Source organism: Streptomyces sp. NPDC046977 (assembly GCF_040644455.1).
GTDB lineage: Bacteria > Actinomycetota > Actinomycetes > Streptomycetales > Streptomycetaceae > Actinacidiphila.
This window is the reverse complement of the sequence record NZ_JBEYWO010000003.1, coordinates 355,968-378,574: the sequence shown is the minus strand read 5'-3', so window position 1 is coordinate 378,574 and position 22,607 is coordinate 355,968. Positions and strand designations below refer to the sequence as shown.

General features: G+C 72.9%; 22 protein-coding genes, 3 tRNA genes and 1 pseudogene. 12 read left to right on the top strand and 14 right to left on the bottom strand.

What is annotated here, in order from left to right; genetic code table 11:
* Nucleotides 1-2: 2 nt before the first annotated feature.
* From ABZ883_RS06850 to ABZ883_RS06835, 4 genes are all read right to left on the bottom strand, one after another.
* A complete protein-coding gene (locus ABZ883_RS06850) occupies nucleotides 3-698 on the bottom strand; it encodes a hypothetical protein (RefSeq protein WP_360902617.1) in 696 nt (231 codons plus the stop codon).
* A 270-nt stretch (nucleotides 699-968) separates the two neighbouring features.
* A complete protein-coding gene (locus ABZ883_RS06845; protein ID WP_360902614.1) occupies nucleotides 969-1,514 on the bottom strand; it encodes a hypothetical protein in 546 nt (181 codons plus the stop codon).
* A gap of 389 nt (nucleotides 1,515-1,903) precedes the next feature.
* The gene (locus ABZ883_RS06840; RefSeq protein WP_360902611.1) at nucleotides 1,904-2,893 is read right to left on the bottom strand and encodes an ABC transporter permease; all 990 of its coding nucleotides are present in this window, start codon (nucleotides 2,891-2,893) and stop codon (nucleotides 1,904-1,906) included.
* Between the two features lie 151 nt (nucleotides 2,894-3,044).
* Nucleotides 3,045-3,941, bottom strand: a complete 897-nt coding sequence (locus ABZ883_RS06835) for a helix-turn-helix transcriptional regulator (RefSeq protein WP_360902608.1) — start codon at nucleotides 3,939-3,941, stop codon at nucleotides 3,045-3,047.
* A 148-nt stretch (nucleotides 3,942-4,089) separates the two neighbouring features.
* Between ABZ883_RS06835 and ABZ883_RS06830 the strand changes: the two genes are divergently transcribed.
* Nucleotides 4,090-4,998, top strand: coding sequence for an aldo/keto reductase (locus tag ABZ883_RS06830; protein ID WP_360902605.1), 909 nt, complete (start codon nucleotides 4,090-4,092; stop codon nucleotides 4,996-4,998).
* Nucleotides 4,999-5,507: 509 nt separating this feature from the next.
* Here the strand turns inward: ABZ883_RS06830 and ABZ883_RS06825 are convergent.
* Both ABZ883_RS06825 and ABZ883_RS06820 read right to left on the bottom strand, forming a co-directional pair.
* Nucleotides 5,508-5,891: pseudogene (locus ABZ883_RS06825) on the bottom strand (MarR family transcriptional regulator); the annotation flags it as partial.
* An 84-nt stretch (nucleotides 5,892-5,975) separates the two neighbouring features.
* Entirely contained in the window at nucleotides 5,976-6,947 is a 972-nt protein-coding gene (locus tag ABZ883_RS06820; protein ID WP_360902602.1) for an antibiotic biosynthesis monooxygenase, read from the bottom strand.
* 105 nt (nucleotides 6,948-7,052) lie between these two features.
* Here ABZ883_RS06820 and ABZ883_RS06815 point away from each other — a divergent pair, with 105 nt between their 5' ends.
* Nucleotides 7,053-7,619 (top strand): nucleoside deaminase, encoded by a 567-nt coding sequence (locus ABZ883_RS06815; RefSeq protein ID WP_360902599.1) that lies wholly within the window; start codon nucleotides 7,053-7,055, stop codon nucleotides 7,617-7,619.
* 72 nt (nucleotides 7,620-7,691) lie between these two features.
* On the opposite strand, the gene ABZ883_RS06810 is transcribed toward ABZ883_RS06815, so the two are convergent.
* The 4 genes from ABZ883_RS06810 to ABZ883_RS06795 all read right to left on the bottom strand — a co-directional run bounded on the left by ABZ883_RS06810 (nucleotide 7,692) and on the right by ABZ883_RS06795 (nucleotide 12,450).
* Entirely contained in the window at nucleotides 7,692-8,960 is a 1,269-nt protein-coding gene (locus tag ABZ883_RS06810; protein WP_360902596.1) for a kelch repeat-containing protein, read from the bottom strand.
* A gap of 232 nt (nucleotides 8,961-9,192) precedes the next feature.
* Nucleotides 9,193-10,374 carry a kelch repeat-containing protein gene (locus tag ABZ883_RS06805; protein ID WP_360902593.1) on the bottom strand — a complete coding sequence of 394 codons (1,182 nt, stop codon included), beginning with the start codon at nucleotides 10,372-10,374 and terminating at the stop codon, nucleotides 9,193-9,195.
* Between the two features lie 131 nt (nucleotides 10,375-10,505).
* Nucleotides 10,506-11,168, bottom strand: a complete 663-nt coding sequence (locus ABZ883_RS06800; RefSeq protein ID WP_360902590.1) for an NAD(P)H-binding protein — start codon at nucleotides 11,166-11,168, stop codon at nucleotides 10,506-10,508.
* A 28-nt stretch (nucleotides 11,169-11,196) separates the two neighbouring features.
* Entirely contained in the window at nucleotides 11,197-12,450 is a 1,254-nt protein-coding gene (locus tag ABZ883_RS06795) for an amidohydrolase family protein (protein ID WP_360902587.1), read from the bottom strand.
* A gap of 215 nt (nucleotides 12,451-12,665) precedes the next feature.
* Here ABZ883_RS06795 and ABZ883_RS06790 point away from each other — a divergent pair.
* The 7 genes from ABZ883_RS06790 (at nucleotide 12,666) to ABZ883_RS06760 (ending at nucleotide 16,343) form a co-directional block, all read left to right on the top strand.
* Nucleotides 12,666-12,738 (top strand) — tRNA-Thr (locus ABZ883_RS06790).
* A gap of 46 nt (nucleotides 12,739-12,784) precedes the next feature.
* Nucleotides 12,785-12,857: transfer RNA gene (locus tag ABZ883_RS06785), tRNA-Met, on the top strand.
* Nucleotides 12,858-12,946: 89 nt separating this feature from the next.
* Nucleotides 12,947-13,111, top strand: a complete 165-nt coding sequence (gene rpmG / locus ABZ883_RS06780; protein ID WP_004571794.1) for a 50S ribosomal protein L33 — start codon at nucleotides 12,947-12,949, stop codon at nucleotides 13,109-13,111.
* A 98-nt stretch (nucleotides 13,112-13,209) separates the two neighbouring features.
* A complete protein-coding gene (locus ABZ883_RS06775; RefSeq protein WP_360902584.1) occupies nucleotides 13,210-13,662 on the top strand; it encodes a MaoC family dehydratase N-terminal domain-containing protein in 453 nt (150 codons plus the stop codon).
* Between the two features lie 4 nt (nucleotides 13,663-13,666).
* A complete protein-coding gene (locus tag ABZ883_RS06770) occupies nucleotides 13,667-14,101 on the top strand; it encodes a MaoC family dehydratase (protein ID WP_360902581.1) in 435 nt (144 codons plus the stop codon).
* Between the two features lie 89 nt (nucleotides 14,102-14,190).
* The gene (locus ABZ883_RS06765) at nucleotides 14,191-14,769 is read left to right on the top strand and encodes a TetR/AcrR family transcriptional regulator (RefSeq protein WP_360902578.1); all 579 of its coding nucleotides are present in this window, start codon (nucleotides 14,191-14,193) and stop codon (nucleotides 14,767-14,769) included.
* A gap of 104 nt (nucleotides 14,770-14,873) precedes the next feature.
* Nucleotides 14,874-16,343 (top strand): DHA2 family efflux MFS transporter permease subunit, encoded by a 1,470-nt coding sequence (locus ABZ883_RS06760; protein ID WP_360902574.1) that lies wholly within the window; start codon nucleotides 14,874-14,876, stop codon nucleotides 16,341-16,343.
* A gap of 73 nt (nucleotides 16,344-16,416) precedes the next feature.
* Here the strand turns inward: ABZ883_RS06760 and ABZ883_RS06755 are convergent, their stop codons facing one another.
* Complete coding sequence (locus tag ABZ883_RS06755) at nucleotides 16,417-16,890, bottom strand: helix-turn-helix domain-containing protein (protein WP_360902571.1); 474 nt, start codon at nucleotides 16,888-16,890, stop codon at nucleotides 16,417-16,419.
* Between the two features lie 123 nt (nucleotides 16,891-17,013).
* Between ABZ883_RS06755 and ABZ883_RS06750 the strand changes: the two genes are divergently transcribed.
* Entirely contained in the window at nucleotides 17,014-18,183 is a 1,170-nt protein-coding gene (locus tag ABZ883_RS06750) for a thiolase family protein (protein ID WP_360902568.1), read from the top strand.
* A 67-nt stretch (nucleotides 18,184-18,250) separates the two neighbouring features.
* Nucleotides 18,251-19,306 carry a UDP-N-acetylmuramate dehydrogenase gene (locus tag ABZ883_RS06745; RefSeq protein ID WP_360902565.1) on the top strand — a complete coding sequence of 352 codons (1,056 nt, stop codon included), beginning with the start codon at nucleotides 18,251-18,253 and terminating at the stop codon, nucleotides 19,304-19,306.
* A gap of 21 nt (nucleotides 19,307-19,327) precedes the next feature.
* Here the strand turns inward: ABZ883_RS06745 and ABZ883_RS06740 are convergent, their stop codons facing one another.
* The 3 genes from ABZ883_RS06740 to ABZ883_RS06730 all read right to left on the bottom strand — a co-directional run bounded on the left by ABZ883_RS06740 (nucleotide 19,328) and on the right by ABZ883_RS06730 (nucleotide 22,302).
* The gene (locus ABZ883_RS06740) at nucleotides 19,328-19,801 is read right to left on the bottom strand and encodes a GNAT family N-acetyltransferase (RefSeq protein ID WP_360902562.1); all 474 of its coding nucleotides are present in this window, start codon (nucleotides 19,799-19,801) and stop codon (nucleotides 19,328-19,330) included.
* Nucleotides 19,802-19,923: 122 nt separating this feature from the next.
* Complete coding sequence (locus tag ABZ883_RS06735; RefSeq protein WP_360902559.1) at nucleotides 19,924-20,937, bottom strand: adenosine deaminase; 1,014 nt, start codon at nucleotides 20,935-20,937, stop codon at nucleotides 19,924-19,926.
* A gap of 147 nt (nucleotides 20,938-21,084) precedes the next feature.
* Entirely contained in the window at nucleotides 21,085-22,302 is a 1,218-nt protein-coding gene (locus ABZ883_RS06730; RefSeq protein WP_360902556.1) for a pyridoxal phosphate-dependent aminotransferase, read from the bottom strand.
* 203 nt (nucleotides 22,303-22,505) lie between these two features.
* Here ABZ883_RS06730 and ABZ883_RS06725 point away from each other — a divergent pair.
* Nucleotides 22,506-22,578, top strand: a tRNA-Trp gene (locus tag ABZ883_RS06725).
* The last annotated feature ends 29 nt before the right edge of the window (nucleotides 22,579-22,607 follow it).

Sequence of the window (22,607 nt, the reverse complement as noted above, 5' to 3'; positions counted from 1 at the left end):
TGTCAGCGCCAGTAGGTGTCGTGGCTGAGCCGCTTGCCGTGGGCGTCGAACTGGTCGACCACCGCGATCGTCTTCCCGTCGGCTATGGGAGCGGCCCAGGCGCGGTAGCCGGTGCCGGGAACGGCGACGGTGTTCGCCCGCACCCGCGTGCCGTCGGAGAAGCGGAGCACTCCGTAGGCGACCTCGGCCTCGGGGTTGGCGACCATCAGTCGGGTGCCGGTGGTGCCCTTGTCGTGCAGGCCCCACAGGCCCGTGCTGCCGTTGCCCGCGGGGTCGTGGGCCCCGGTGACGGCCTGGCAGTCGCTCCAGGGGCCGCCCTGGTGGTCGATGCGCACACCGCCGATGTACATGCGCTGGCACAGCAGCGCGTCGCCGGGGACCGTGCTGCCGTCGGGACGGGTCGGCAGGGTGTAGCCCTTCGGCAGGGTGGGGTGGAACTCCAGCGTCACGGACCAGCGTTGGCCGTCCACGCGGCCCTTGCCGATCAGCTGGGTGACGACGCGCGGCGCCTGCCGGTGGGCGGTGGCCGCCTTCGCCGCCTTCTGGGCGGTGGCGGGGGCCGCGGCCCGGTGGGTGGCCGGCACGGCGGCGGCCGGGGCCGACGGGGCCGCGATCGCGGAGGCGCCGAACGAGACCGCGCCGATCGCGGCGGCCATGACGGCGGCCACGCCCGCTTTCCTTGCGGGACTGAGAGCCATGGGCAGTTTCTCCTTGCAACCGGTGCCCGGCACCGCGCCGGGCGGTCCTCGACGGCCGGCGCGCTGGGCCCGCGCGCCGGCCCGCGGCGGCCACCGGGTGGTGGCCGCCGCAGGGACGTCCGTCCTTAGGTACTCCCAAAAGTGCGCGGAGGGTTGCACGCCCCGAACGACAGAAATGTTCCGCGCCCGGGCACGCGGAAGCCCGGCCCGTACGAAGTCCGCCGGACGCAGGGGGAGTTGGCGCCGAAAAGCCTGTGGGCGGCGTACGGCCTACGCCCGCAACGAAGGGTCGCCCGTCGGGTCGGCGTGGAGGAGGCCGAGCAGGCTCTCGCGGTGCAGACCGGCGATGGGGCCGAGAAGGTCGGGGTGGCGGAGCAGCGGGGCCGCGCTGTGGTCGCGGGGGCTGGGGATCGTCAGGCGGCGGGCGTCTCCCACGTCGCCGGAGCCGCCCGCGCCGTGGTGGGTCGCGGCCAGGCAGGCCGCCGCGGTCGCGGCGAGTTCGACGTCGGCGAGCAGGCAGGCGGCCCAGCTGACGATCGTCTCGTCCACCCAGGTGCGCCAGACCTGGTCGTCGTCCGCCGGCAGGTGGACGTCGGCTCCGGTGACGGCGTCCAGCCGGCCGGAGCCGCCGGGACCGAGCACGGCCAGCAGTTCGGCGTCGAGGGACGTGGGGTAGCGGAGCGCGGCCGCGATGGTGGCCGCCTGCCACGCCTGCGCCTCGGCCAGGGCGTGGTTGAGCGCGCCGGCCGCCGGCGGGAACGCCGAGAGCAGCCAGCGCGTGGCGGCGGTGATGAATGGCGAGAGATCAGTGGGCATCGTGAACCGTCCTTCACAGGTGCCCGCCGTGGTCCTCTGCCGGCGCGTCATTGCGGTCGCGAGCACTGACGCGCCCACTGAGGGGCGCGCCTGGCCGGCCAGCCTAGGGCGGTCCCGCAGGTGCCGACAGGACGTGGCTCACAGCCGCCCTTCGCCCCTCGCGGCCGGGACGGCCGGGCCCGGCGCCCGGATTCCCTTGCCCGTGCGGCATTCCGGGCACTTCGCCCGTACCGGAACCGCCTCCCGGGACACGGGTGACGTGGCGAAGGTCACCGCGGCCGCACGTCCGCGCGCACGTCCTCACTCCCGTGGATCGGCACCCGGAATTCCGCGGGACGGCGTGCGGAAAAGGCGCATCGGTGAATACGGCGGAATTCCGGGAGGCGGCCTCAGGACGACGTTCTCGGGCGGCTGCGGTAGCGCCAGGTCCAGAAGACCACCACGGCCAGCAGCGCCCAGCCGATGAGCACCAGGAACGGGAAGGCGTACTGGTGGCCGTAGAAGTAGATCGCGTTGTGCTGGGCGTTGACCGACGCCCCGGGCGGCAGCCAGCGCCCGATGGCCCCCAGCGGCTGCGGCAGCAGCGGCCAGGACACGGCCCCGCCGGAGGAGGGATTGCCCAGCAGGACCATCAGCGCCCAGGTAGGCAGGATCGCCCAGCGGCCGCAGAGGATGTGGAACATCGTGAAGACCAGGGCCGACGTCACCATCGTCAGCGTCAGGATGCCCCAGGACTCCCAGAAGGGCAGGCGCAGCACGTGCAGGCCCCAGTCCACGACGGCGCAGATCGCGAACCCGCCGAGCACCGAGAAGGCCACGATCGCGGCAATACGCTCCAGCGGCCTCAGCGCCGGTGCGTGCAGGCTGAGTTGGCCGGACCCGACGAAGCCGATGATGATGGCGGCCAGCGTGATGTAGAAGATCGCCAGGCCCTGCGGGTCGCCGGGCTGCAGCGGTTTGAGGCTGGTGACGGTGAGCGGTACGCCGGCCTGTGCGGCGGCGCCGGGCGCCGCGGCGGCCAGGACCCGGGCCACCGAGGCGCCGGCGGCCGGTACGAGTTCGAGGGTGACGCCCCTGCCGCCGGGCCCCGCCTGCAGCACGGCGAAGATGTGCTGGCGCTCCACGGCCGCGACGGCCGCGTCGCGCGTGGCGAAGCGGTGTTCCTCCAGTTGGGTGCTGAGCCCGGCGTCCAGGCGGGTCAGGAAGGGGTCCACCGCGGGCGCCTCGTCGACGACCCCGATCGGCACGCGGTGCGGTGTGGGATGCGCCATGGCGAAGCTGTACGAGCCGGCGAAGAGCCCGGCCATGGCGGCCAGGATCGGAATGAGGACGAACGCCGGCAGAAAGCGCGAACGGGCCGGCTCGCGTTCCGCGTTCATGCGCGCATCGCACCCTCCGCGATTCCGGCCGCTCCTTTTGCGCCGCCCGGTCCGGGATGCCCTTCCCGTGAAAAGGGTGCGAAAGGCTGTCGTGAGTCAAATTACTGCCCGGGTTCCGGGGTCGCCACCGCGGCCGCCGGCCCCGGAATCCTCAAGGCTGCCGCCGGGGGCCGCCCTGCGGGGACCGTTCCCCGGCGCGCCCGGACCACTGGAGCAGGAAGCGCAGCGCCTCGTACGACGGCGAGTCGGGCTGGGCGGTGTAGGCCACCAGGAGCTGGTCCGGGGCGGTCGCGACGGACAGCTGCTGGACGTCCAGGGTGAGCGGGCCGACCACCGGGTGGCGGTAGGTCTTGGTGAGCTGCCGGGGCCCGCGCACCCGGTGCGTGTCCCACCAGGTGCGGAAGTCCGGGTCGCGCGCGGTGAGTTCGCCCACCAGCGCGGCCAGGGCCGGGTCGTCGGGGTGCCGGCCGGCCTCCATGCGCAGGACCGCGACGCAGTCCCGGGCCGCGGCCGGCCAGTCGGTGTACAGGGCGCGGTAGCCCTCGTCGAGGAAGGTCATCCGGATCAGGTTGCGCTCGCCCGGCGGGATCGCGGCGAAGTCGGTGAGCAGGGCGGTCGCGGCGGCGTTCCAGGCCAGTACGTCCTGGCGGCGCCCGAGGACCAGCGCGGGCACGTCGCGCATGCCGTCGAGGACCTGGAGCAGTTGCGGGTCGACGGTCTGCGCGGCGGGCTGCCGTGCCGCGGCGGTCGGCGCGACGTCGGCGACGGTGAAGAGGTACGCGCGCTCGTCGGGGGCGAGCCGGAGGGCGTCCGCGAGCGCGTCGAGGACGGGGCGGGACACCCGTCGGGTGCGGCCCTGCTCCAGCCGTACGACGTAGTCGATGCTCACGTGCGCGAGCTGGGCCAGCTCCTCCCGGCGCAGTCCCGGTACGCGGCGCAGCCGTCCGTCGTCCGGCAGGCCCGCCCGGCGCGGGTCGAGGGCGGCGCGCCGGGCGCGCAGGAAGTCGCCCAGCTCGTTCCCGCCGGAGGTGTCACCACGGTGCTCCATGCATCCAGTGTCGGGCTCCGCCCGGCCGCGTGCCTGGTACCGGTCTGCACAGGCACGGTCCTCCCTGGCACCGCGCCGCCGGCGGCACGACGGTGGGTTCCCGGAGGCCCCGCGACCGGCGCGGGACCCCGGACGGAAGGCGGACACCATGAGCACCACGGCGCGGCGATCGACGCTCGTCCTCGGCGGCGACCTGCCGGTCGGCCGGATCGGCTACGGCGCGATGCGGCTGACCGGCCCTGAGCTGTGGGGCCCGTACCCCGACCCCGCGGGCGGGGTCGGGGTGCTGCGGCAGGCCGTCGAGGCGGGCGTGACCCTGATCGACACGGCCGACGTCTACGGACCCCACACCAACGAGGAGCTGATCCGCGAGGCCCTGCACCCCTACCGCGACGGGCCGGCGATCGCCACCAAGGGCGGCTTCGTCCGCGGCGGACCCGACCTGTCGACGATCGGCGCGGTCGGCAACGCCAGTTATCTGCGGCAGTGCGTGCACACCAGCGCCCGGCGGCTCGGGGTCGAGCGGATCGACCTGTACTACCTGCACAGCGGCTGGGCGCGGGACGCGTCCTTCGAGGAGCAGGTCGGCACCCTCGCCGCGCTGCGCCAGGAGGGCCTGATCCGGCACATCGGGCTGTCGAACGTGACCCCTGCCCAGCTGGCCGCGGCGCGCGCGATCGCCCCGATCGCCGCCGTCACGGCGCACTTCAACGTGGCCGCCCGCGGCGAGGCCGCCCTGCTGGAGGCGACCGAGGCCGCCGGCGCGGTGTTCGTGCCGTGGCAGCCGGTCTCGCTCACGCCGCCCGGCGCGGCCACCGACACCGGCGGCCCGCAGGCGCTGCGCGCGGTGCTCGGGCCCGTCGCGGCCCGGCACGGGGCGACCGTCCCGCAGGTCGCCCTCGCCTGGCTGCTCGCCCGCTCGCCGGCGATGCTGCCGATTCCCGCCACCACGAGCATCGGCCACCTGCGGGAGAACCTGGCCGCGCGGGACCTCGTGCTGACGCCCGAGGAGATCCGGGCCGTCACCGCCCTGGTTCCCGAGGGCGCGGCGGGTTAGAGCGCGTCGTGGAGTTCGCGGGCCCGGGTGGAGATCCGCGCGAGGGTGCGCTGGGTGGTGGCCAGGTCGGCGGGGTCCAGGTCGCCGTAGATGCGGTCGGTGATGTCGGCGAGGGCCTCGGTGATCGCGGTGTGGAGGGACTCGCCCTCGGGGGTGGGGGCGAGGCCGCCGGAGGCGTCGGCGGTGGCGAGCCCGGCGCCGGTGAGGCGGTCGGCGAGGGTGCCCAGGGCGTCGGGGGCGAAGGCGAGGCTCTCGGCCAGCACCCGCTCCAGCTCGGGGCGGCCGAGGGGCTCGCCGCGGGAGACCAGGGTGCGCAGCGCGACCCACTGGCCGAAGTCGAGCCCGTTCCGCTGGAGGAGGACGTCGAGCACGGCGCGGGTGGAGTAGTGGGCGCTGCCGATGTCCTGGCCGGTCAGCGGGGAGGGGGTACGGGTCATGGGAGTGCTCCTGTTCCGGTCGTCGGTGCCGAGAAGGGCGTGCAGGGCGTTCGTGAGTCCGGCGGTGGGCGCGGAGCCCAGTCCGCCGAGGGGTGCGGTGAGCTCCTCGTGGAGCTCGCGGACGACGTCGACGGCCCGGACGGCCACGTCGGCGCCCTCGTCGGTGAGGGCGAGCCGGACCGCGCGCGCGTCGTCGGGGTGGGGTTCGCGGCGTACCAGGCCGGCCGCCTCCAGGGTGCGGACGAGCTTCGACACGAAGATCGGCTCCAGACCCGTGTGGTCGGCCAGCTCGCGCTGACTCGGCCGCAGTCCGTCGCGCGTCATGCCGTACAGCGACGCGAGCAGCGAGTACTGCGCGTGGGTGAGGCCGAGCGGGCCGACCGCGCGGTCGACGGCGGCACGCCACTTCATGGACAGGCGCCAGACCAGGTAGCCGGGCGTGTAGTCGGGCTTCATGGCAAATACTGTACACGGACATTGTTTCCATGGCTACTATTTTTCCGCGACAGGTGAGCGGGACGAGCCGCGAACCGCCGCGGCTCAGTGGGTCGTCAACCCGAAGACCGTGATCAGCGCCGCCCAGCACAGCAGCACGACGCCGACGCCGGTCAGTTGCACGCGCATCGTCCGGGAACGGCTCGGCGTCAGCCAGAAGGCCAGCGCACGGTTGACCAGTGGCATGAGGAACCAGGTCAGGATCGCGACGCTCAGGCAGTTGCTGAAGAACAGCCCGAGGTAGCCGGGCAGCCCCAGGTCGCCGAATGCGTGACCGGCCGTCAGGTTCAGTACCGTGACGGTCGGGTAGAGCGCGAGGACCACGGACATGGCCTGCTTCCAATTGGGCGGGACCTCCTCCCCCGCCCGTTCCCCGAACCGGAACCACCCGCTGAAGGCGGAGGGGACCTTGCGCACGTCGTATGCGGTGAAGTAATTCCTGCCCTCTTTAAGGAGTTTCGCCCGCTCGTCGGACTCCAGCCACTCGTCGAGATGCCCGCGCGTGTCGAAACGGAACATGGCTACCCACCGGTCCTGTACGCCGTCGACCGGCTGGAAGAGTTCGGAACCGCGAAATCCGGGGAATTTCTCCTGGGCTTTCAGTACGCGGCTCTGCCAATGGAGGAAATCCTTTTCGCGGCCCCGCCTGACGTCGTGCGAGACCACCGCGGTGACCGTGTCCTGCCGTACCGAAGCGCCGCCCCTGAGCACCTCCTGGGCCTGCGGCCCCTCGAATAGGGGTTCCCCTTCCATCAGCAGTGACCTGCGACGTTCGCTGTCGAGCCACGAGGTCAACTGGTCGAGGCGGCCGAAGCGGAACACCACGACCCACTCGTTCGAGGAGTCGGTGCCCGGCGGATAGACCTCCGTTCCCTCGAACCCGTCGAAGGTCTCGGCTGCCCGGGTCACTTTTTCCTGCCAGCGCTGATAATCGTGGCCGCAGCCCGCCCGCACTTTCTGGGAGACCACGACGGTTGCGCTGCCGCCCGAGGCGTCGCGGCTTGCGGAAGCACCCATAGGGAGTAGTCTAGTTCACAAGGGACTTGAGGGAAAACGCTGCGAAAAAGCCGTGTGCGGTACGGCGGAATTTTCTGGAGTTTGCCGGGCCCGGAGGTGTGCGCCATGGGTGACAAGGAATTCCTCGCCGAAGCCGTGCGCCTTGCGACGGAGTCGGTGGAGAACGGCTGGGGCGGCCCCTTCGGTGCCGTCATCACGCGCGACGGACAGATCGTCGCCAGAGGGCAGAACCGGGTGCTCCTCACCGGGGACCCCACGGCCCACGCCGAGGTGGAGAGCATCCGCAAGGCCGTGGCCGCCCTCAACCCGCGGGCGCCCTCCATCACGCAGGAGCACAGCAACGAGAGCACGCTCACGTACGTCGAACGCCCAGAGGGATCGCCCGATCCGGTCCCCGAGCGCGCCCGCATGCTGCAGGGCCACTCGATCTACATCAGCGGCGCGCCCTGCCCGATGTGCATGAGCGCCATCTACTGGTCGCGCATCGACGCCGTCTTCTACAGCTGCGACCTCAAGGCCACACGCGAGATCGGCTTCGACGACGCCTACCAGTACGAGGACTTCACCAAGCCGCTCGAGGACCGGCGCATCGAGATCCGCCAGATCCACCCCGAGATGGGAGCCGCCGCCTACCAGGCGTGGATGGACAAGGCCGATCGGCACGCCTACTGAGGGCGCGCCACCGTTCGCGTCCTTCGGGCCGGCACCTTGAGGGGGTGCCGGCCCGAAGGACGTTGCTTCCCGTCAGCCCGGGAGCGGCCCGGAGCGCCCGGTGCCGGCGTCGTCCAGATCGTTCACGCCCGCGTCCGCACGGCCGTCGGACCGCTGGTCCCCCCTTTCGTTGTCGTGAGAGCCCTGCTGGGAGCCCTGCTGAGGACCGCCCGGCCGGCCGCCCTGCCAGGCGTCGGGCTTTCCGCCACCGCCGCCGTACGGACGCTCGCCCAAGGCCGGGCGGGCCGGCGCGAGTTCATGCTTGATGTCGAGTGCCTCCGCAGAGTCCGTGAGGAGGAAAGGGGGGAGCGAGGTGGTGAACCCGCCGAGGGGGTAGAGGCAGACGCCCTTCGAGGTCTTGGGGCACGCCGCGGACGCGACCGCCAGGAGGTCGCGGGCGGTCCGCAGCGGAGGCAGGATCGACCAGGTGTCGGCATTGGGGCTGTACTCCTGGACGGATTTGAGGAGCCTCACCCCCGTGCGCGTCACCCGTTCGCCGCCGAAGGCGTAGAGGCACCGTCCGCGCAGTCCGTCCGAGCAGGGCGCCGGCGCGACGGCGAAGCTGTCGCGGGCGACGGGCATCGGACGCAGGCTGATCCAGGCATTGGTGACGGGGCTGTAGACCTCGACCGTCCGCAGGCTGAACCCGGCGTTGTTCCGCCCGCCGAACGCGTAGACGCACAGTCCGCGCAGCCCCGGCGCTTCGGGACACGGCGCGGACGCGACGGCGAGCCGGGCGCGCGCCGTGGGCAGGGGAGGCAGGGTGGCCCAGGTGCCGGTTGCCGGACTGTAGGCCTCCACCGTCCTTACTGCCGGGTCCGTGTCCGTGCGGCCGCCGACGGCGTACACGCAGGCGCCGCGCAGACCGTACCCCTTGGGGCACTGCGCCGGGGCCGCGCCCAGATCGCTGCGGGGGGTGGGCAGCGGGCGGATGGCGATCCAGGTGTTGGCCGCCGGGTTGTAGGCCTCCACGGTGTTCTGGGCAACGCGATCGACGGAGCCGCCGATGGCGTACACGCATGTCTTCTTCTTCACGGCCTCCGGGCACGGAGCCGCCTTGCCCGCCAGCCCGCTGCGCGCCGTGGGCAGCGGGGCAAGGGAGACCCAGGCGTTGGTGGCGGGACTGTACGCCTCGACGGTGTGGGTCAGCCCGCGCGGGGTGACGCCTCCGAAGGCGTACACGCAGGTCTGCCGCAGGCCCGGCGGGCAGGGAGCGGGTGCGGCGGCGAGACCCCCGCGCGGGGTCTGCAGCGGGGGAGTGTCGAGCCACACGCCGTCCGCCGTCGCGCTCGTGGGCATCATGGCCAGGAGCGGGGCCAGGACAAGACCGGCCAGCCGCCGGCGGCGCCTGGGAGGGCCGGCCGGGGCGGTCGTGGACCGGGGTCCCGACCCGGGCCCGGACCGTCGGATGCGCCTCATCGATTACCTCTTCCATGGCGGGGCACGGCTACTGCCTTGCCCCCAAGGGGAGTTGTGGGGAGCGTGTTCAAAGAGAGGGAGCCAAAGGACGACGGGGCGGGGGCGGTCGGCCCGCTCATCCGCGAGGCCCGCCGGGGCCGCCGGGTCCGCCGGGATGTCCGGCGTCGCGTTCGACGGCGAAGGCCTCGGTCGCCGCGGAGGGCCCGGTCGCGGGCGGGAGACTGCTGGGGTCGGGCAACCCGCCGACGACGTACACGCAGGGGCTCGTGGACTCCTTGGGGCAGGGCGCCACCGTGCCGGCCGTGCGTTCGTGCGCCGTGGGGGTCTGCGGCAGGGTGAGCCAGGAGCCGGTGACGGGGCTGTACGCGTGGACGGCCCGCAGGGTCGGGTCCGAGCCGACGACGTACACGCAGCCGCCCTGCAGTCCCCCGGGGCAGGGCGCTGCGACCACGGCCGGGCGGTTGCCGTGCGAGACGGGGAGCGGAGGGAGCTTCATCCACACGTTCGCGACGGGGCTGTAGACCTCCGCCGAGTGGTCATCGGTGCCGCCGATGGCGTACACACAGCCGCCACGCAGGCCCATTCCGGGAGGACACGGGGCGCCCACGGCGCCGAGGTCGGCGCGGTCCACGGACAGGGCGTGAAGGGTGGCCCAGGTGCCGGTGGCGGGGCTGTACGCCTCCACCGTGGAGACGGCCGCGCCGTGCGGGGTGGCCCGGCCGCCGATCGCGTACACACAGGTGCCGCGCAGGCCGAACCCCGTCGGACACGGTGCCTTCGCCGCGGCGAGATCCGTACGGGCGGTGGGCAGATCCGTCAGTGTCGCCCAGGTGCCGGTGGCGGGGCTGTACGCCTCCACGGCCTTCAGAGCCCTGGTGGCGTCGGCCCCGCCGATGGCATACACGCACCCGTCCTGGGGTCGGCCGGGGCAGGGCGCCCCGCGCCCGGCGAGGCCGTCGCGCGGAGTCGGCAGCGCGGGAAGGGTGGCCCAGGCGTTGGTCGCCGGGCTGTAGGCCTCGAACTCGGGGCGCAGGGGGCCGACGGGCGACTGCTGCCCACCGAACACGTACACGCACGCCCGTTGCAGTCCGCCCGGGCACGGTGCCGTCGCCGCCGCGTGGCCCGAACGGGCCGTGGGGATGGAGGGGAGGGTCAGCCACACACCCTGGGCGGTCGCGCCGGTGGCGGACAGGGCCAGCAGGGGGGCGAGCGCCAGAACGGCGAGCCGCCGCCAGCGGTGGCGGCGGCGGGGGCGGGATATGCCGGGCGGAGTGTCGTCCTGGCCCGATCGTTCCATACGCCTCATCGGACACCTCTTTCGTGGCATGCCGCAGCGATGCGCTGCGACCGAAATGAGACTGATGAGGCCATTCAAGGGGCCGTCACGGATGGTCGCTCACTGTGACGGCCAAATGAATGAAGTGACCGTCAGTTGCCGGCGACGTCCTTGACCGCGACCGGCACCGGCGTGTGACCACCGATCAGTTCGAGCGTCAGACCGGCCGTCGAGGGGGTGTCGAGCAGTTCGGCCAGGACCGCGGCGACGTCGTCGCGGGTCACCGAGCCGTACCCGGTGGACGCGGCGAGCCGCACCCGGCCGGTGCCGGGGTCATTGGTGAGCTGGCCGGGCCGCAGGACGGTCCAGTCGAGGGCGGCGCGGTGCCGCAGGGACGCGTCGGCGGCGCCCTTGGCCTTCAGGTAGGCGGCGAAGGTGTCGTCGGTGCCCGGCCGGGGATCGGAGTCGGCGCCCATCGACGAGACCATCAGATAGCGGCGTACGCCCGCGCGTTCGGCCGCGTCGGCGAGCAGGACGGCGGCGTCCCGGTCGACCGTCTCCTTGCGCGCGACGCCGCTGCCGGGTCCCGCGCCGGCCGCGAAGACCACCGCGCCGGCGTCCCGCAGGACGTCCGCGACCTCGGCGACCGAGGCCGACTCCAGGTCCAGGACGACCGGCTCCGCGCCGGCCTCTCTGAGCGCCGCGGCCTGTTCGGGCTTGCGGATGATGCCCGTCACCTCGTCACCGCGCCCGGCGAGCAGCCGCTCCAGCCGCAGCGCGATCTGTCCATGTCCACCAGCGATCACAGTGCGCATGCCACCGACCGTACGCCCGCCGGACGCCTCATGCCGGATCACGGCGGCTCCGGGACTGGCGCGGCAGGTCGAGAGCGAGCGTGTCGGTGAACTCGCGGACGGCACTGGTGCGCGAGACCACCCTGCCCCGGTGGATCACGACCCGGCTGTACGCGAGCGACAGCGCGTTCTCCAGGCGCTCGGCGCGCACCGCGAGCAGCTCCGCGGGGAAGCCCGCCTCGACCCGCACCTCGGGCAGGCCCATGACGGCCCGGGCCTCGCGGCTGATCGCGTCGTAGGCCTCCGCGGGGGAGCACTCGCCGTGCGACGCGAGCAGGAACGCGGCCTCCAGGGGGTCGCCCCGGCCCACCGGATTGGTCAGGTCGCGCAGCGCCCCGCTGCCCGCGGCGACGCGCACCCCGGCCGCGCGCAGCGTCCGTACGGGGGCGGTGGCGCCCCGGCGCACGGACTCCATGGCGCCGCAGCCGCCCTGCGGCAGTGCGGTCAGCGAGACCCCGGCGGCCGCGAGCTGCCCGGCGAGCCGGGTGACGGTGTCGGCGCCCTGCAGGGCCAGCCCCCCGCACGGCCCGAGGGTGACCCCGGGGCGCAGGCCGCCGGCCATGGCGGCGAGCCGGGAGAGCCGGGCGGGGTCGGCCGCGTCGGTGTGCAGGTCGACGGGGAGGCCGTACTCGGCGGCGACGCCGAGCACCGCCTCCGCGTACCCGGAGGGGTCGGGGTCCAGGTCGGGGCAGCCGCCCACGACGCCGGCCCCCATCTTCAGCGCGTCGTGGAGCATCGCGAGGCTGTCCGCGCCCGCCGCGCCGGTGAGCACCCGCGGCACGGCGACGGCCTGCACCTCGATCAGCCCGCGCAGGGCGCGCCGGGCCTGGAGCACGGCCTCGACGGCGCGCAGCCCCTGCACGTCGCCGATCCGCGCGTGGGCCCGCACCGCGGTCGCGCCGTGGCCGAGCTGGAGCAGGGCGGCCTCGGTGACCCGGCGCTGGACCTCCTCGCCGTCGTACGAGGGCGGCCCGGCGCAGTCGGCGGTCAGGGCGGTGTCGAGATGGGCGTGCGGCTCGGCGGGGGCGGGCAGCAGCAGGTAGCCGGCGAGGTCGACCCGGGGTGTCTGCCCGTCGCCCGTGAGGCTGCCCGCGGTGCCGACGGCCTCGATCCGCGGCCCGGCCAGGCGCACGTCGACCGTCCGGCCGTCGGCGAGGCGGCCCCCGCAGAGCAGGAGGGCGGGCGCCGGGGCGGATTCGCCGCGGAGCGGGTCGGCGGGCGGTTGCGGCTGGCTGTCGGTCATCGCGCTCCTCGGGGCCGGAGGCAAGATCACGCGGTTCCGAGCCTAGGGGCCGGTGCCCGATCCGTCCGGGAAGAGCGAATAGTCGTACTGGTGCCGTCAAGTGTCGTACGGGACCGGGCGGGTGGCGCGCGGCCGCCTCCCGGGTGACCCGCCCCGGTGCCCACTAGATACGGATTTCACCTTCGGCGGCGGACCGTGTAATGTCTTCCTCGCTCGCCCCAATAGCTCAGTCGGCAGAGCGTCTCCATGGTAAGGAGAAGGTCTACGGTTCGATTCCGTATTGGGGCTCTGATGATCAGGTGACCCGCCTCCGGGCGGGTGATCTCCTCATCGAAGCGGCGTAGCTCAGTCGGTAGAGCAAGCGGCTCATAATCGCTGTGTCACCGGTTCAAGTCCGGTCGCCGCTACCTTGCGTAGCCGATTGTGGGATCGGTCCCTCAATCGGCTACTCTTTCCGTGTTCGAAACCTTATTACCGTTCGTCAAGGAGCACTCACGTGGCCGCCACCGACGTCCGCCCGAAGATCACGCTGGCCTGCGTGGAGTGCAAGGAGCGGAACTACATCACCAAGAAGAACCGGCGCAACGACCCGGACCGTCTTGAGATGAAGAAGCACTGCCCGCGCTGCAACGCGCACACCGCGCACCGCGAGACGCGCTGACACAGGCCGTAGTAAGTCCGACGAGGCCGTCCCTGTACTTCAGGGGCGGCCTTGCGGCGTTGTTGGACCAGGAATCACCACAGCTCCAGGAGGTGCCGATGGCGCTGGACCAGTCGTTCGTGGGACGGACATATCCCCCCACCGCCCCGTACGAGGTCGGCCGGGAGAAGATCCGCGAGTTCGCCGAGGCGATCGGCGACCCGAACCCGGTCTACATCGATCCCGAGGCGGCCAAGGCGCTCGGGCACCCCGATGTGATCGCCCCGCCGACCTTCGCCTTCGTGATGACGTTCAAGGCTTCGATGCAGGTCATCCTCGACCCGGAGCTGGGACTGGACTACGACCGGGTCGTCCACGGCGACCAGCGGTTCGCCTACACCCGCCCGGTGCGGGCCGGCGACCGGTTGTCGGTGCGGGTCGCGATCGACGCGATCAAGTCGCTCGCGGGCAACGATGTCATCGACGTCCGCGGCGAGGCGTACGACGAGAGCGGCGAGCACGTGGTGACGGCGCTGACCAAGCTGGTGGCGCGCGCGCCGGAGGGTGAGTGAGTTGATGACGGCGAAGATCTCCTACGACGAGGTCGAGGTCGGCACCGAACTGCCGGCGCGGACCTTCCCCGTGGACCGCGCGACGCTCGTGCGGTACGCGGGAGCCTCGGGCGACTTCAACCCGATCCACTGGAACGAGCGGTTCGCCAAGGAGGTGGGCCTGCCGGACGTCATCGCGCACGGCATGTTCACCATGGCCTCGGCGATCCGTGTGGTGACGGACTGGACGGGCGACCCGGGCGCGGTCGTCGACTACGGGGTGCGCTTCACCAAGCCGGTCGTGGTGCCCGACGGCGACGAGGGCGCGCTCATCGAGGTCAGCGCCAAGGTCGCGGCCAAGCTGGACGACGACGACCGCACGGTGCGGGTCGATCTGACGGCCGTCAGCGCCGGGCAGAAGGTGCTGGGCATGTCCCGCGCGGTGGTCCGGCTGGCCTAGTCCGGTCGCGGACGCACAGGGGGAGGCGGCGGGACGTCCCGCCGCCTCCCCCTTGTGCAGCCTTGTTAGTGACTGATAACTTACTGAGCATGGCGAGCGACGGAATGCGGATGAGTGCGGACGAGCGCCGCGAGGCGGCCGTGCGCGCCGCGATGACGGAGTTCGGCATGGGCGGCTACCACGGCACGTCCACCGCCGCCATCGCCACCCGCATGGGGGTGTCGCAGCCCTACCTCTTCCGGCTCTTCCCGAACAAGAAGGCGCTGTTCCTGGCCGTGGCCGAGCGGTGCGTCCGCACGATAGAGGCGCACTTCGAGAAGGCGGCGCAGGGGCTGGAGGGGGCGGATGCCTTCCAGGCGATGTGCGGCTCGTACCAGGAGCTCATCTCGGGCGGCGACGTCCTGCGGATGCAGCTTCAGATGTACGTGGCCGCCGTCGACGACGAGGAGATCCGCGACGCCTGCCGCGGCGGCTGGCTGGGGCTGTGGGAGTACGTCGCGGCGCGCACGGGGGTGAGCGAGCAGGAGGTCGCCGAGTTCTTCGGCACCGGGATGCTGGTGAACGTCCTGGTCGCGCTGGGTGTCCCGCCGAGCGCGCGCTGCTGGACGGGCATCGACGAGCTGTACGCCGACCGCTTCCCGGAGAAACCCGCGGCCGGCACGCACTGAGCACGCAAGCGGAAGGGCCGGCGGATCGCGCCGGCCGGACCGGGGCAGACGTCTGCCCGCAGAAGTAATTGATCGATTACTAATTAGCTTGGGGGAACGAGATCATGGAACCGGCACAGCAAGAACAGCGGCAGGACGCCGCCGCGGGACGCGGTGGCTTCGGCTGGGCCCTGCTCATCACCAGCGTCGCCGGCTTCATGGCCGCGCTGGACAACCTCGTCGTCACCACCGCGCTGCCCTCCATCCGCAAGGACCTGGGCGGTGCCCTGGAGGAACTGGAGTGGACGGTGAGCGCCTACACGCTCACCTTCGCCGTCCTCCTGATGTTCGGTGCGGCCCTCGGCGACCGCTTCGGGCGCCGCCGCATGTTCCTGGTCGGCCTCGGCGTCTTCTCCACCGCCTCCGCCGGCGCCGCGCTCGCGCCGGGCATGGGCGAGCTGATCGCGGCGCGCGCGGTCCAGGGCGTCGGCGCCGCCATCCTCATGCCGCTCACGCTCACCCTGCTGTCGGCAGCGGTGCCGCCGGAGCGGCGCGGCATGGTCTTCGGCATCTGGGGCGCGGTCAACGGCCTCGCGGTCGCGGCCGGACCGCTGATCGGCGGCTCCCTGACCGAGCACATCTCCTGGCAGTGGATCTTCTGGGTCAACGTCCCGATCGGCCTGCTGCTCATCCCGCTCGCCCGGCTGCGCCTGGCGGAGAGCCGCGGCCCCAACCCGCGGCTGGACCTGCCCGGAACGCTGCTCGCCAGTGCCGGCCTCTTCGGGATCGTCTACGCCCTGGTCCGCGGCAACGCCGACGGCTGGACCAGCGGACCGGTGCTCGGCGGCCTGATCGGCGGCGGCGTCCTGCTCGCCCTCTTCGTGCGGCACGGCATGCGGGCCCGCAACCCGATCCTGCCGATGCGGCTGTTCCGCAGCCGCGCCTTCGCCGCGATCAACGCGGCCAGCCTGCTGATGTTCCTCGGGATGTTCGGGTCGATCTTCCTGCTCAGCCAGTTCCTGCAGAACGCGGCGGGCTACTCCCCGACGGAGGCCGGGCTGCGGATGCTGCCCTGGACCGGCATGCCGATGATCGTGGCGCCGATCGCGGGCATCCTGTCCGACCGGATCGGTGGCCGCCCGGTCGTCGCGGCGGGACTCGCCCTCCAGGCGGTCGGCCTCGGGCTCTTCGCCCTGGTCGTCGAACCGGGCATGTCGTACGCGGCGCAGCTCCCGGCGCTCATCGTGAGCGGTGTCGGGATGGCGCTGTACTTCGCGCCCAGCGCCAACATCGTCATGAGCAGCGTCCGTCCGGAGGAGCAGGGCATCGCCTCCGGCGCCAACAACGCCCTGCGGGAGGTCGGCGGCGCGCTCGGCGTGGCCACGCTGGCGGCGGTCTTCTCCGCCCAGGGCGGCTACGAGTCCGCCGCCCGCTTCGTGGACGGCCTCACCCCCGCTCTCTGGGTGGGAGCGGCGGCGGTCGGCGGCGGCGCGGTCGCGGCACTCCTCGTACCGGGGCGGCGGTCCGCGGCGGCGGCCGCGGAGAAGGCCGGTGCGGCCGGGGACGCGCGGCTCCTGGTGGGCGCCGAGCAGTGACGCCCGCGCCGGTGCGGCCCCACCCCGTCGCGGGTGGGGCCGCACCGGCGCTTCCCGGCGTGCCTGGGGGCGCTCAGCCGACGGGGCCGCTGTGGTCCCAGCCCGGGGTGTTGAGGCTGAGCGAGAGGCTGCCCTCGCCCACCGTCTCGCCGCAGGTGCGGCATGTCTCGACGGGGTCGAAGGGGTGGTCGTGGTGGTGGAAGGCGACCGGCGGCTCGTCGAGGATCCATGTGTCGCCCCACCGGACCAGGGCGCGCAGGACCTCGGCGAGGTCCCGGCCGGCGGCGGTGGGGTGGTACTCGTACCGCGGCGGGCGCTCGCTGTACGCGCGGCGCTCGATGACTCCGGCCTCCTCCAGCGCGCGCAGCCGTGCCGTGAGCCGGTCGCGGGGGGCGCCGGTGTTGCGGGCGATGGCGTCGAAGCGGTGGTTGCCGTAGAGGATCTCGCGCATCGCGAGCAGGGCCCACTTCTCTCCGACGACCTGGAGCGCGGCGGCGGCGGAGCAGGGGCGACCGGGAAGGGCGGGGCGGGGTGTGGTCGGGCTCACCGGTCCAGTCTCACATGGCAGGTTGTGAATTCAAATCGACTGGTCCTACTCTGGAGTAGGGAGTTAGTTGGATATTCAAATCAACCCCCCGAACCCCCACCCTCACCCCAGGAGGCGACCCTCATGCGCGACGCCGTCATCGTCGAAGCCGTCCGCACCCCCATCGGCAAGGGCAAGCCCGGCGGGGCGCTCGCCGATACGCACCCGGTGGAACTGCTCGCCCACACGCTCGCGGAGCTCGTCACCCGCAGCGGCATCGACCCCGTGCTCGTCGACGACGTCGTCGGCGGCACCGTCGGCCAGGTCGGCGAGCAGGCGATGAACACCACCCGCTGGGCGTGGCTGTCCGCCGGCTTCCCCGACTCCGTCCCGGCCACCACCGTCGACCGCCAGTGCGGGTCCTCGCAGCAGGCCGTGCACTTCGCCGCGCAGGGCGTCATCGCGGGCGCGTACGACATCGTCGTGGCCTGCGGAGTGGAATCGATGAGCCGGGTGCCCATGGGGTCCAACGTGCTCCCCGGCTCCGACCCGTTCGGGCCCGGCATCGCCGAGCGCTTCCCCGGAGGACTCGTCCCGCAGGGCATCAGCGCCGAACTGATCGCGGCCAAGCACTCGCTCAGCCGCGAGGCCATGGACGTCTTCGCCACCGAGTCGCACCGCAAGGCGGCCGCCGCCTGGGCGACGGGCGCCTTCGACGCGGAGGTCGCCCCGCTCGCCGGACTGACCGCCGACGAGTCGGTCCGCCCCACCACCACCCCGGAGGTCCTGGCCGGGCTGCGCCCCGCCTTCGCCCACCCCGGCTACGCCGAGCGCTTCCCGCAGATCGACTGGTCGGTCACCGCCGGCAACAGCAGCCCGATCAACGACGGCGCCTCCGCCGTCCTGATCATGAGCGGCGAGACCGCCGAACGCCTCGGCCTGCGCCCGCTCGCCCGGCTGCACAGCTTCGCCGTCACCGGTTCCGACCCGCTGCTGATGCTGACCGGTGTCATCCCGGCCACGGAGCGCGTGCTGCGCCGCGCCGGGCTGAACCTGTCGGACATCGATCTGTTCGAGGTCAACGAGGCCTTCGCCAGCGTCGTCCTCGCCTGGCAGCAGGAGACCGGTGCCGACCCCGCAAAGGTCAACGTCAACGGCGGCGCCATCGCACTGGGCCACCCCCTTGGCGCCAGCGGCACCCGGCTGATGACCACCCTCGTCCACGCCCTGCGGGCGCGCGGCGCGCGCTACGGACTGCAGACCATGTGCGAGGCGGGCGGCCTGGCCAACGCGACGATCGTCGAGGCCCTCTGACCACCACCCGGGGGTACGGGGCGGCCGGGCCCCGGGCCGGCGCGGCCCGCCCCGTACCCTGAATGCCGTGCACGTACTCCACGACGCCCCGCTCGCGCCCCTGACCACCTTCCGCCTCGGCGGCCCCGCCACCCGCCTGGTGACCGCGACCACCGACGCCGAGGTCGTCGAGGCCGTCCGGGAGGCGGACGCGTCCGGGACCCCGCTGCTGGTCATCGGCGGCGGCAGCAACCTGGTCATCGGCGACGAGGGCTTCGCGGGCACCGCGCTGCGCATCGCCACCCAGGGCTTCGAATTGCGCGGCACCGGGCTGGAGCTGGCCGCGGGCGAGGTCTGGACGGACGCCGTCGCCCGCACCGTCGAGGCGGGCCTGGCGGGCGTGGAGTGCCTGGCCGGCATCCCGGGCTCCGCCGGTGCCACGCCGATCCAGAACGTGGGCGCGTACGGCCAGGAAGTGGCGAGCACCATCACCGAGGTGATCGCGTACGACCGCGTCGCGAGGGAGACCGTCACCCTCTCCAACGCCGCCTGCGCCTTCTCGTACCGCCACAGCCGCTTCAAGGCGGACCCCGCCCGCCATGTCGTGCTGCGCGTCCGCTTCGAGCTGGAGGACGCGGGCGGCATGTCCGCCCCGGTCAAGTACGCCGAGGTGGCCCGCGCCCTGGGAGTCGGCCCCGGCGACCGGGTGGCGCTGGGCACGGCCCGCGAGACCGTGCTGAAGCTGCGCTCCGGCAAGGGCATGGTGCTGGACCCGGAGGACCACGACACCTGGTCGGCGGGCTCCTTCTTCACCAACCCGGTCCTCACCGAGGCCGGCTACACCGACTTCCTCGCCCGCGTCCACGACCGCCTCGGCCCGGACGCCGAACCGCCCGCCTACCCCTCGGGCGACGGCCGCATCAAGACCTCCGCGGCCTGGCTGATCGACAAGGCGGGCTTCACCAAGGGCTACGGCACGGGCCCTGCCCGCATCTCCACCAAGCACACCCTCGCCCTGACCAACCGCGGCTCCGCCACCACCGCCGACCTGCTCGCGCTCGCCCGCGAGGTCGTCGCCGGCGTCCACGAGGCCTTCGGCGTCACCCTGGTCAACGAGCCGGTGACGGTCGGCGTCAGCGTCTGATCGGGGCGGGCCGGGGCCCGGTCAGCCGCCGAGCTCCAGCTCGCCCACCACCTGGTCCCCGCTGGTCTCCCCGGTCGGGCGGAAGCCGAGGCCCTCGTAGAACCGCTCGGGGCCGCCCGGGCCGGGCACCCAGGTGGTGGTCATCCGGGTGCCGCCACGGCGGCGGATCTCGGTGGCGACCTCCGCGACGGCGAAGCGGCCGTAACCACGGCCCTGCTCGTCGGCGTCCACGAGCAGCCGCCACAGGCCGGACCGCACGTCCCGGCCCGTGCCGTCGCCGGTCCAGTCGATGTCCAGGAACGCCATCACGAAACCGACCGCCCGGCCGCCGTCGACGATCAGCCGCGGCCAGGCGGTGTCCTGACGGACGTACGCCTCGGCGAGGGACTTCACGACCGGCGCGACCAGGTGCTCCTGTCCGGGCCGGACCCGCAGGCCGAGTGCCGCGTCGAGGTTGCCGACGGTGATCGTCTCCAGGCGTGGTGCGTGTGTCATGCCGGGAACGATGCCGCACTGCCCGGCGGGCGGGAAGTGACTTTCGGGGGCCGGCGCCGACACGGACACGGCCGCCGCGCCGCCGCCATCGCCCGGACCGTGCCGGCCGGGATCGCCCTGGATCAGTGAGCGAGCCAGTCGTCGATGCCGGCCAGCAGCTTGTTGCGCACCCCCTGCGGCGCCGCCGAGCCGCGTACGGACTGGCGGGCCAGTTCGGCGAGTTCGGCGTCGCCGAAGCCGTGGGCCTCCCGCGCCAGTTCGTACTGGGCGGCCAGCCGCGAGCCGAACAGCAGCGGGTCGTCGGCGCCCAGGGCCATCGGCACCCCGGCGTCGTAGAGGGTGCGCAGCGGCACCTGCCCGGGCTCCTCGTAGACGCCGAGGGCGACGTTGGAGGCGGGGCAGACCTCGCAGGTCACGCCGCGCTCGGCGAGCTTCGCCATGAGCCGGGGGTCCTCGGCGGCCCGCACGCCGTGCCCGATCCGGCTCGCGTGCAGGTCGTCCAGGCAGTCGCGGACGCTGCTCGCCCCCGAGAGCTCGCCCCCGTGCGGGGCCGCCAGCAGGCCGCCCTCCCGGGCGATGGCGAAGGCGCGGTCGAAGTCCCGTGCCAGGCCCCGCCGTTCGTCGTTGGAGAGCCCGAAACCGACGACGCCGTGGTCGGCGTAGCGGACCGCGAGCCGGGCCAGCGTGCGGGCGTCGAGCGGGTGCTTGGTGCGGTTGGCGGCGACGACCACCGCCATGCCCACGCCGGTGTCGCGGGAGGCGCCCTCCACCGCGTCCAGGATGATCTCCATGGCCGGGATCAGCCCACCCAGCCGGGGCGCGTACGAGGTCGGGTCGACCTGTATCTCCAGCCACCCCGAACCGTCCCTGGCGTCCTCCTCCGCGGCCTCCCGCACCAGCCGCCGGATGTCGTCGGGGGAGCGGAGCACCGAACGCGCGATGTCGTACAGGCGCTGGAAGCGGAACCAGCCGCGCTCGTCGGTCGCGCGGAGGCTGGGCGGCTCGCCGGAGGTCAGGGCCTCGGGGAGGTGCACCCCGTACTTGTCGGCCAGTTCCAGCAAGGTCGCCGGCCGCATCGAACCGGTGAAGTGCAGGTGGAGGTGCGCCTTGGGGAGAAGGGAAACATCACGTGCCATTCAGAGATCCTGCCGCACCGCCCCGGGTTGCCGGTAGCGCTTTCCCCGAACGAGGGCTTGCCCGTACACGCGCGCGGGCCCCGGCCGAACCGGCCGGGGCCCGCGACAGCAATCGATTGCATCAGGCAGTCAGGGCGGTCAGGGCAGTCAGGCCTTGGCCTCGCCCAGCAGCTTCTGGATCCGGGAGACGCCCTCGACCAGGTCCTCGTCGCCGAGCGCGTACGACAGCCGCAGATAGCCCGGGGTGCCGAAGGCCTCGCCCGGGACGACCGCGACCTCGGCGTCCTCCAGGATGACCTCGGCGAGCTCCACGGAGCTCTGCGGCCGCTTGCCGCGGATCTCCTTGCCGAGCACGCCCTTGACCGACGGGTACACGTAGAACGCGCCCTCCGGCTCGGGGCACACCACGCCCGGGATCTCGTTGAGCATCCGCACGATGGTCTGCCGGCGCCGGTCGAAGGCCTCGCGCATCCGCGCCACGGCCTCCAGGTCGCCGGAGACGGCGGCCAGGGCGGCGGCCTGTGCGACGTTGCTCACATTCGAGGTGGCGTGCGACTGCAGGTTGGTCGCGGCCTTGACCACGTCCTTCGGCCCGATGACCCACCCGACGCGCCAGCCGGTCATGGCGTACGTCTTGGCGACGCCGTTGACCACGATGCACTTGTCGCGCAGTTCGGGCAGGAGCGCGGGCAGCGAGACCGAGGAGGCGCCGCCGTAGACCAGGTGCTCGTAGATCTCGTCGGTCAGCACCCACAGGCCGTGCTCGTGGGCCCAGCGGCCGATCGCCTCGGTCTCGGCCTCGCTGTAGACGGCGCCGGTCGGGTTGGACGGCGACACGAAGAGCACGACCTTGGTGTTCTCGGTGCGCGCGGCCTCCAGCTGCTCGACGGAGACCCGGTAGCCGGTCGTCTCGTCGGCCACGACCGCGACCGGGACGCCGCCGGCCAGCCGGATCGACTCGGGGTAGGTCGTCCAGTACGGGGCCGGGACGATCACCTCGTCGCCCGGGTCGAGGATGGCCGCGAAGGCCTCGTAGATGGCCTGCTTGCCGCCGTTGGTGACGAGCACCTGGGAGGCGTCGACCTCGTAGCCGGAGTCGCGCAGCGTCTTGGCGGCGATCGCGGCCTTCAGCTCCGGGAGCCCGCCGGCGGGGGTGTAGCGGTGGAACTTCGGATTGCGGCACGCCTCCACGGCCGCCTCGACGATGTAGTCGGGCGTGGGGAAGTCGGGCTCGCCGGCACCGAAGCCGATGACCGGTCGCCCGGCGGCCTTGAGCGCTTTGGCCTTGGCGTCCACGGCGAGCGTCGCGGACTCGGAGATCGACCCGATGCGGGCCGACACGCGTCGTTCAGTTGCTGCGGTCATGTCTGCATCGTCGCAGACCGCGGGGGGCCCGGGCACACGAGTTCACGTTCCGGGCAGAACCGAGCCCAACCGCGCCGAACACGCAACGCATTCGACGCCCGGGCCAGGAACACGTACACTCATCCGTCGATGGCCCCCACGAGCCGATCAAGCCTGTGCACATGGTGCACTCGGCCGGATGCGGTACGTTGGGGGGCACTCGAAGGGTCGTAGCTCAATTGGTAGAGCACTGGTCTCCAAAACCAGCGGTTGGGGGTTCGAGTCCCTCCGGCCCTGCTGTTCGCAGGCGCAAAGCTTTCTTCGAT

What these genes read in the sequence shown, in the direction of transcription:
- ABZ883_RS06850 (WP_360902617.1), bottom strand. Translation starts at nt 698, where the DNA reads ATGGCTCTCAGTCCCGCAAGGAAAGCGGGCGTGGCCGCCGTCATGGCC.
- ABZ883_RS06845 (WP_360902614.1), bottom strand. Translation starts at nt 1,514, where the DNA reads ATGCCCACTGATCTCTCGCCATTCATCACCGCCGCCACGCGCTGGCTG.
- ABZ883_RS06840 (WP_360902611.1), bottom strand. Translation starts at nt 2,893, where the DNA reads ATGAACGCGGAACGCGAGCCGGCCCGTTCGCGCTTTCTGCCGGCGTTC.
- ABZ883_RS06835 (WP_360902608.1), bottom strand. Translation starts at nt 3,941, where the DNA reads ATGGAGCACCGTGGTGACACCTCCGGCGGGAACGAGCTGGGCGACTTC.
- ABZ883_RS06830 (WP_360902605.1), top strand. Translation starts at nt 4,090, where the DNA reads ATGAGCACCACGGCGCGGCGATCGACGCTCGTCCTCGGCGGCGACCTG.
- ABZ883_RS06820 (WP_360902602.1), bottom strand. Translation starts at nt 6,947, where the DNA reads ATGGGTGCTTCCGCAAGCCGCGACGCCTCGGGCGGCAGCGCAACCGTC.
- ABZ883_RS06815 (WP_360902599.1), top strand. Translation starts at nt 7,053, where the DNA reads ATGGGTGACAAGGAATTCCTCGCCGAAGCCGTGCGCCTTGCGACGGAG.
- ABZ883_RS06810 (WP_360902596.1), bottom strand. Translation starts at nt 8,960, where the DNA reads ATGATGCCCACGAGCGCGACGGCGGACGGCGTGTGGCTCGACACTCCC.
- ABZ883_RS06805 (WP_360902593.1), bottom strand. Translation starts at nt 10,374, where the DNA reads ATGGAACGATCGGGCCAGGACGACACTCCGCCCGGCATATCCCGCCCC.
- ABZ883_RS06800 (WP_360902590.1), bottom strand. Translation starts at nt 11,168, where the DNA reads ATGCGCACTGTGATCGCTGGTGGACATGGACAGATCGCGCTGCGGCTG.
- ABZ883_RS06795 (WP_360902587.1), bottom strand. Translation starts at nt 12,450, where the DNA reads ATGACCGACAGCCAGCCGCAACCGCCCGCCGACCCGCTCCGCGGCGAA.
- ABZ883_RS06775 (WP_360902584.1), top strand. Translation starts at nt 13,210, where the DNA reads ATGGCGCTGGACCAGTCGTTCGTGGGACGGACATATCCCCCCACCGCC.
- ABZ883_RS06770 (WP_360902581.1), top strand. Translation starts at nt 13,667, where the DNA reads ATGACGGCGAAGATCTCCTACGACGAGGTCGAGGTCGGCACCGAACTG.
- ABZ883_RS06765 (WP_360902578.1), top strand. Translation starts at nt 14,191, where the DNA reads ATGGCGAGCGACGGAATGCGGATGAGTGCGGACGAGCGCCGCGAGGCG.
- ABZ883_RS06760 (WP_360902574.1), top strand. Translation starts at nt 14,874, where the DNA reads ATGGAACCGGCACAGCAAGAACAGCGGCAGGACGCCGCCGCGGGACGC.
- ABZ883_RS06750 (WP_360902568.1), top strand. Translation starts at nt 17,014, where the DNA reads ATGCGCGACGCCGTCATCGTCGAAGCCGTCCGCACCCCCATCGGCAAG.
- ABZ883_RS06740 (WP_360902562.1), bottom strand. Translation starts at nt 19,801, where the DNA reads ATGACACACGCACCACGCCTGGAGACGATCACCGTCGGCAACCTCGAC.
- ABZ883_RS06735 (WP_360902559.1), bottom strand. Translation starts at nt 20,937, where the DNA reads ATGGCACGTGATGTTTCCCTTCTCCCCAAGGCGCACCTCCACCTGCAC.
- ABZ883_RS06730 (WP_360902556.1), bottom strand. Translation starts at nt 22,302, where the DNA reads ATGACCGCAGCAACTGAACGACGCGTGTCGGCCCGCATCGGGTCGATC.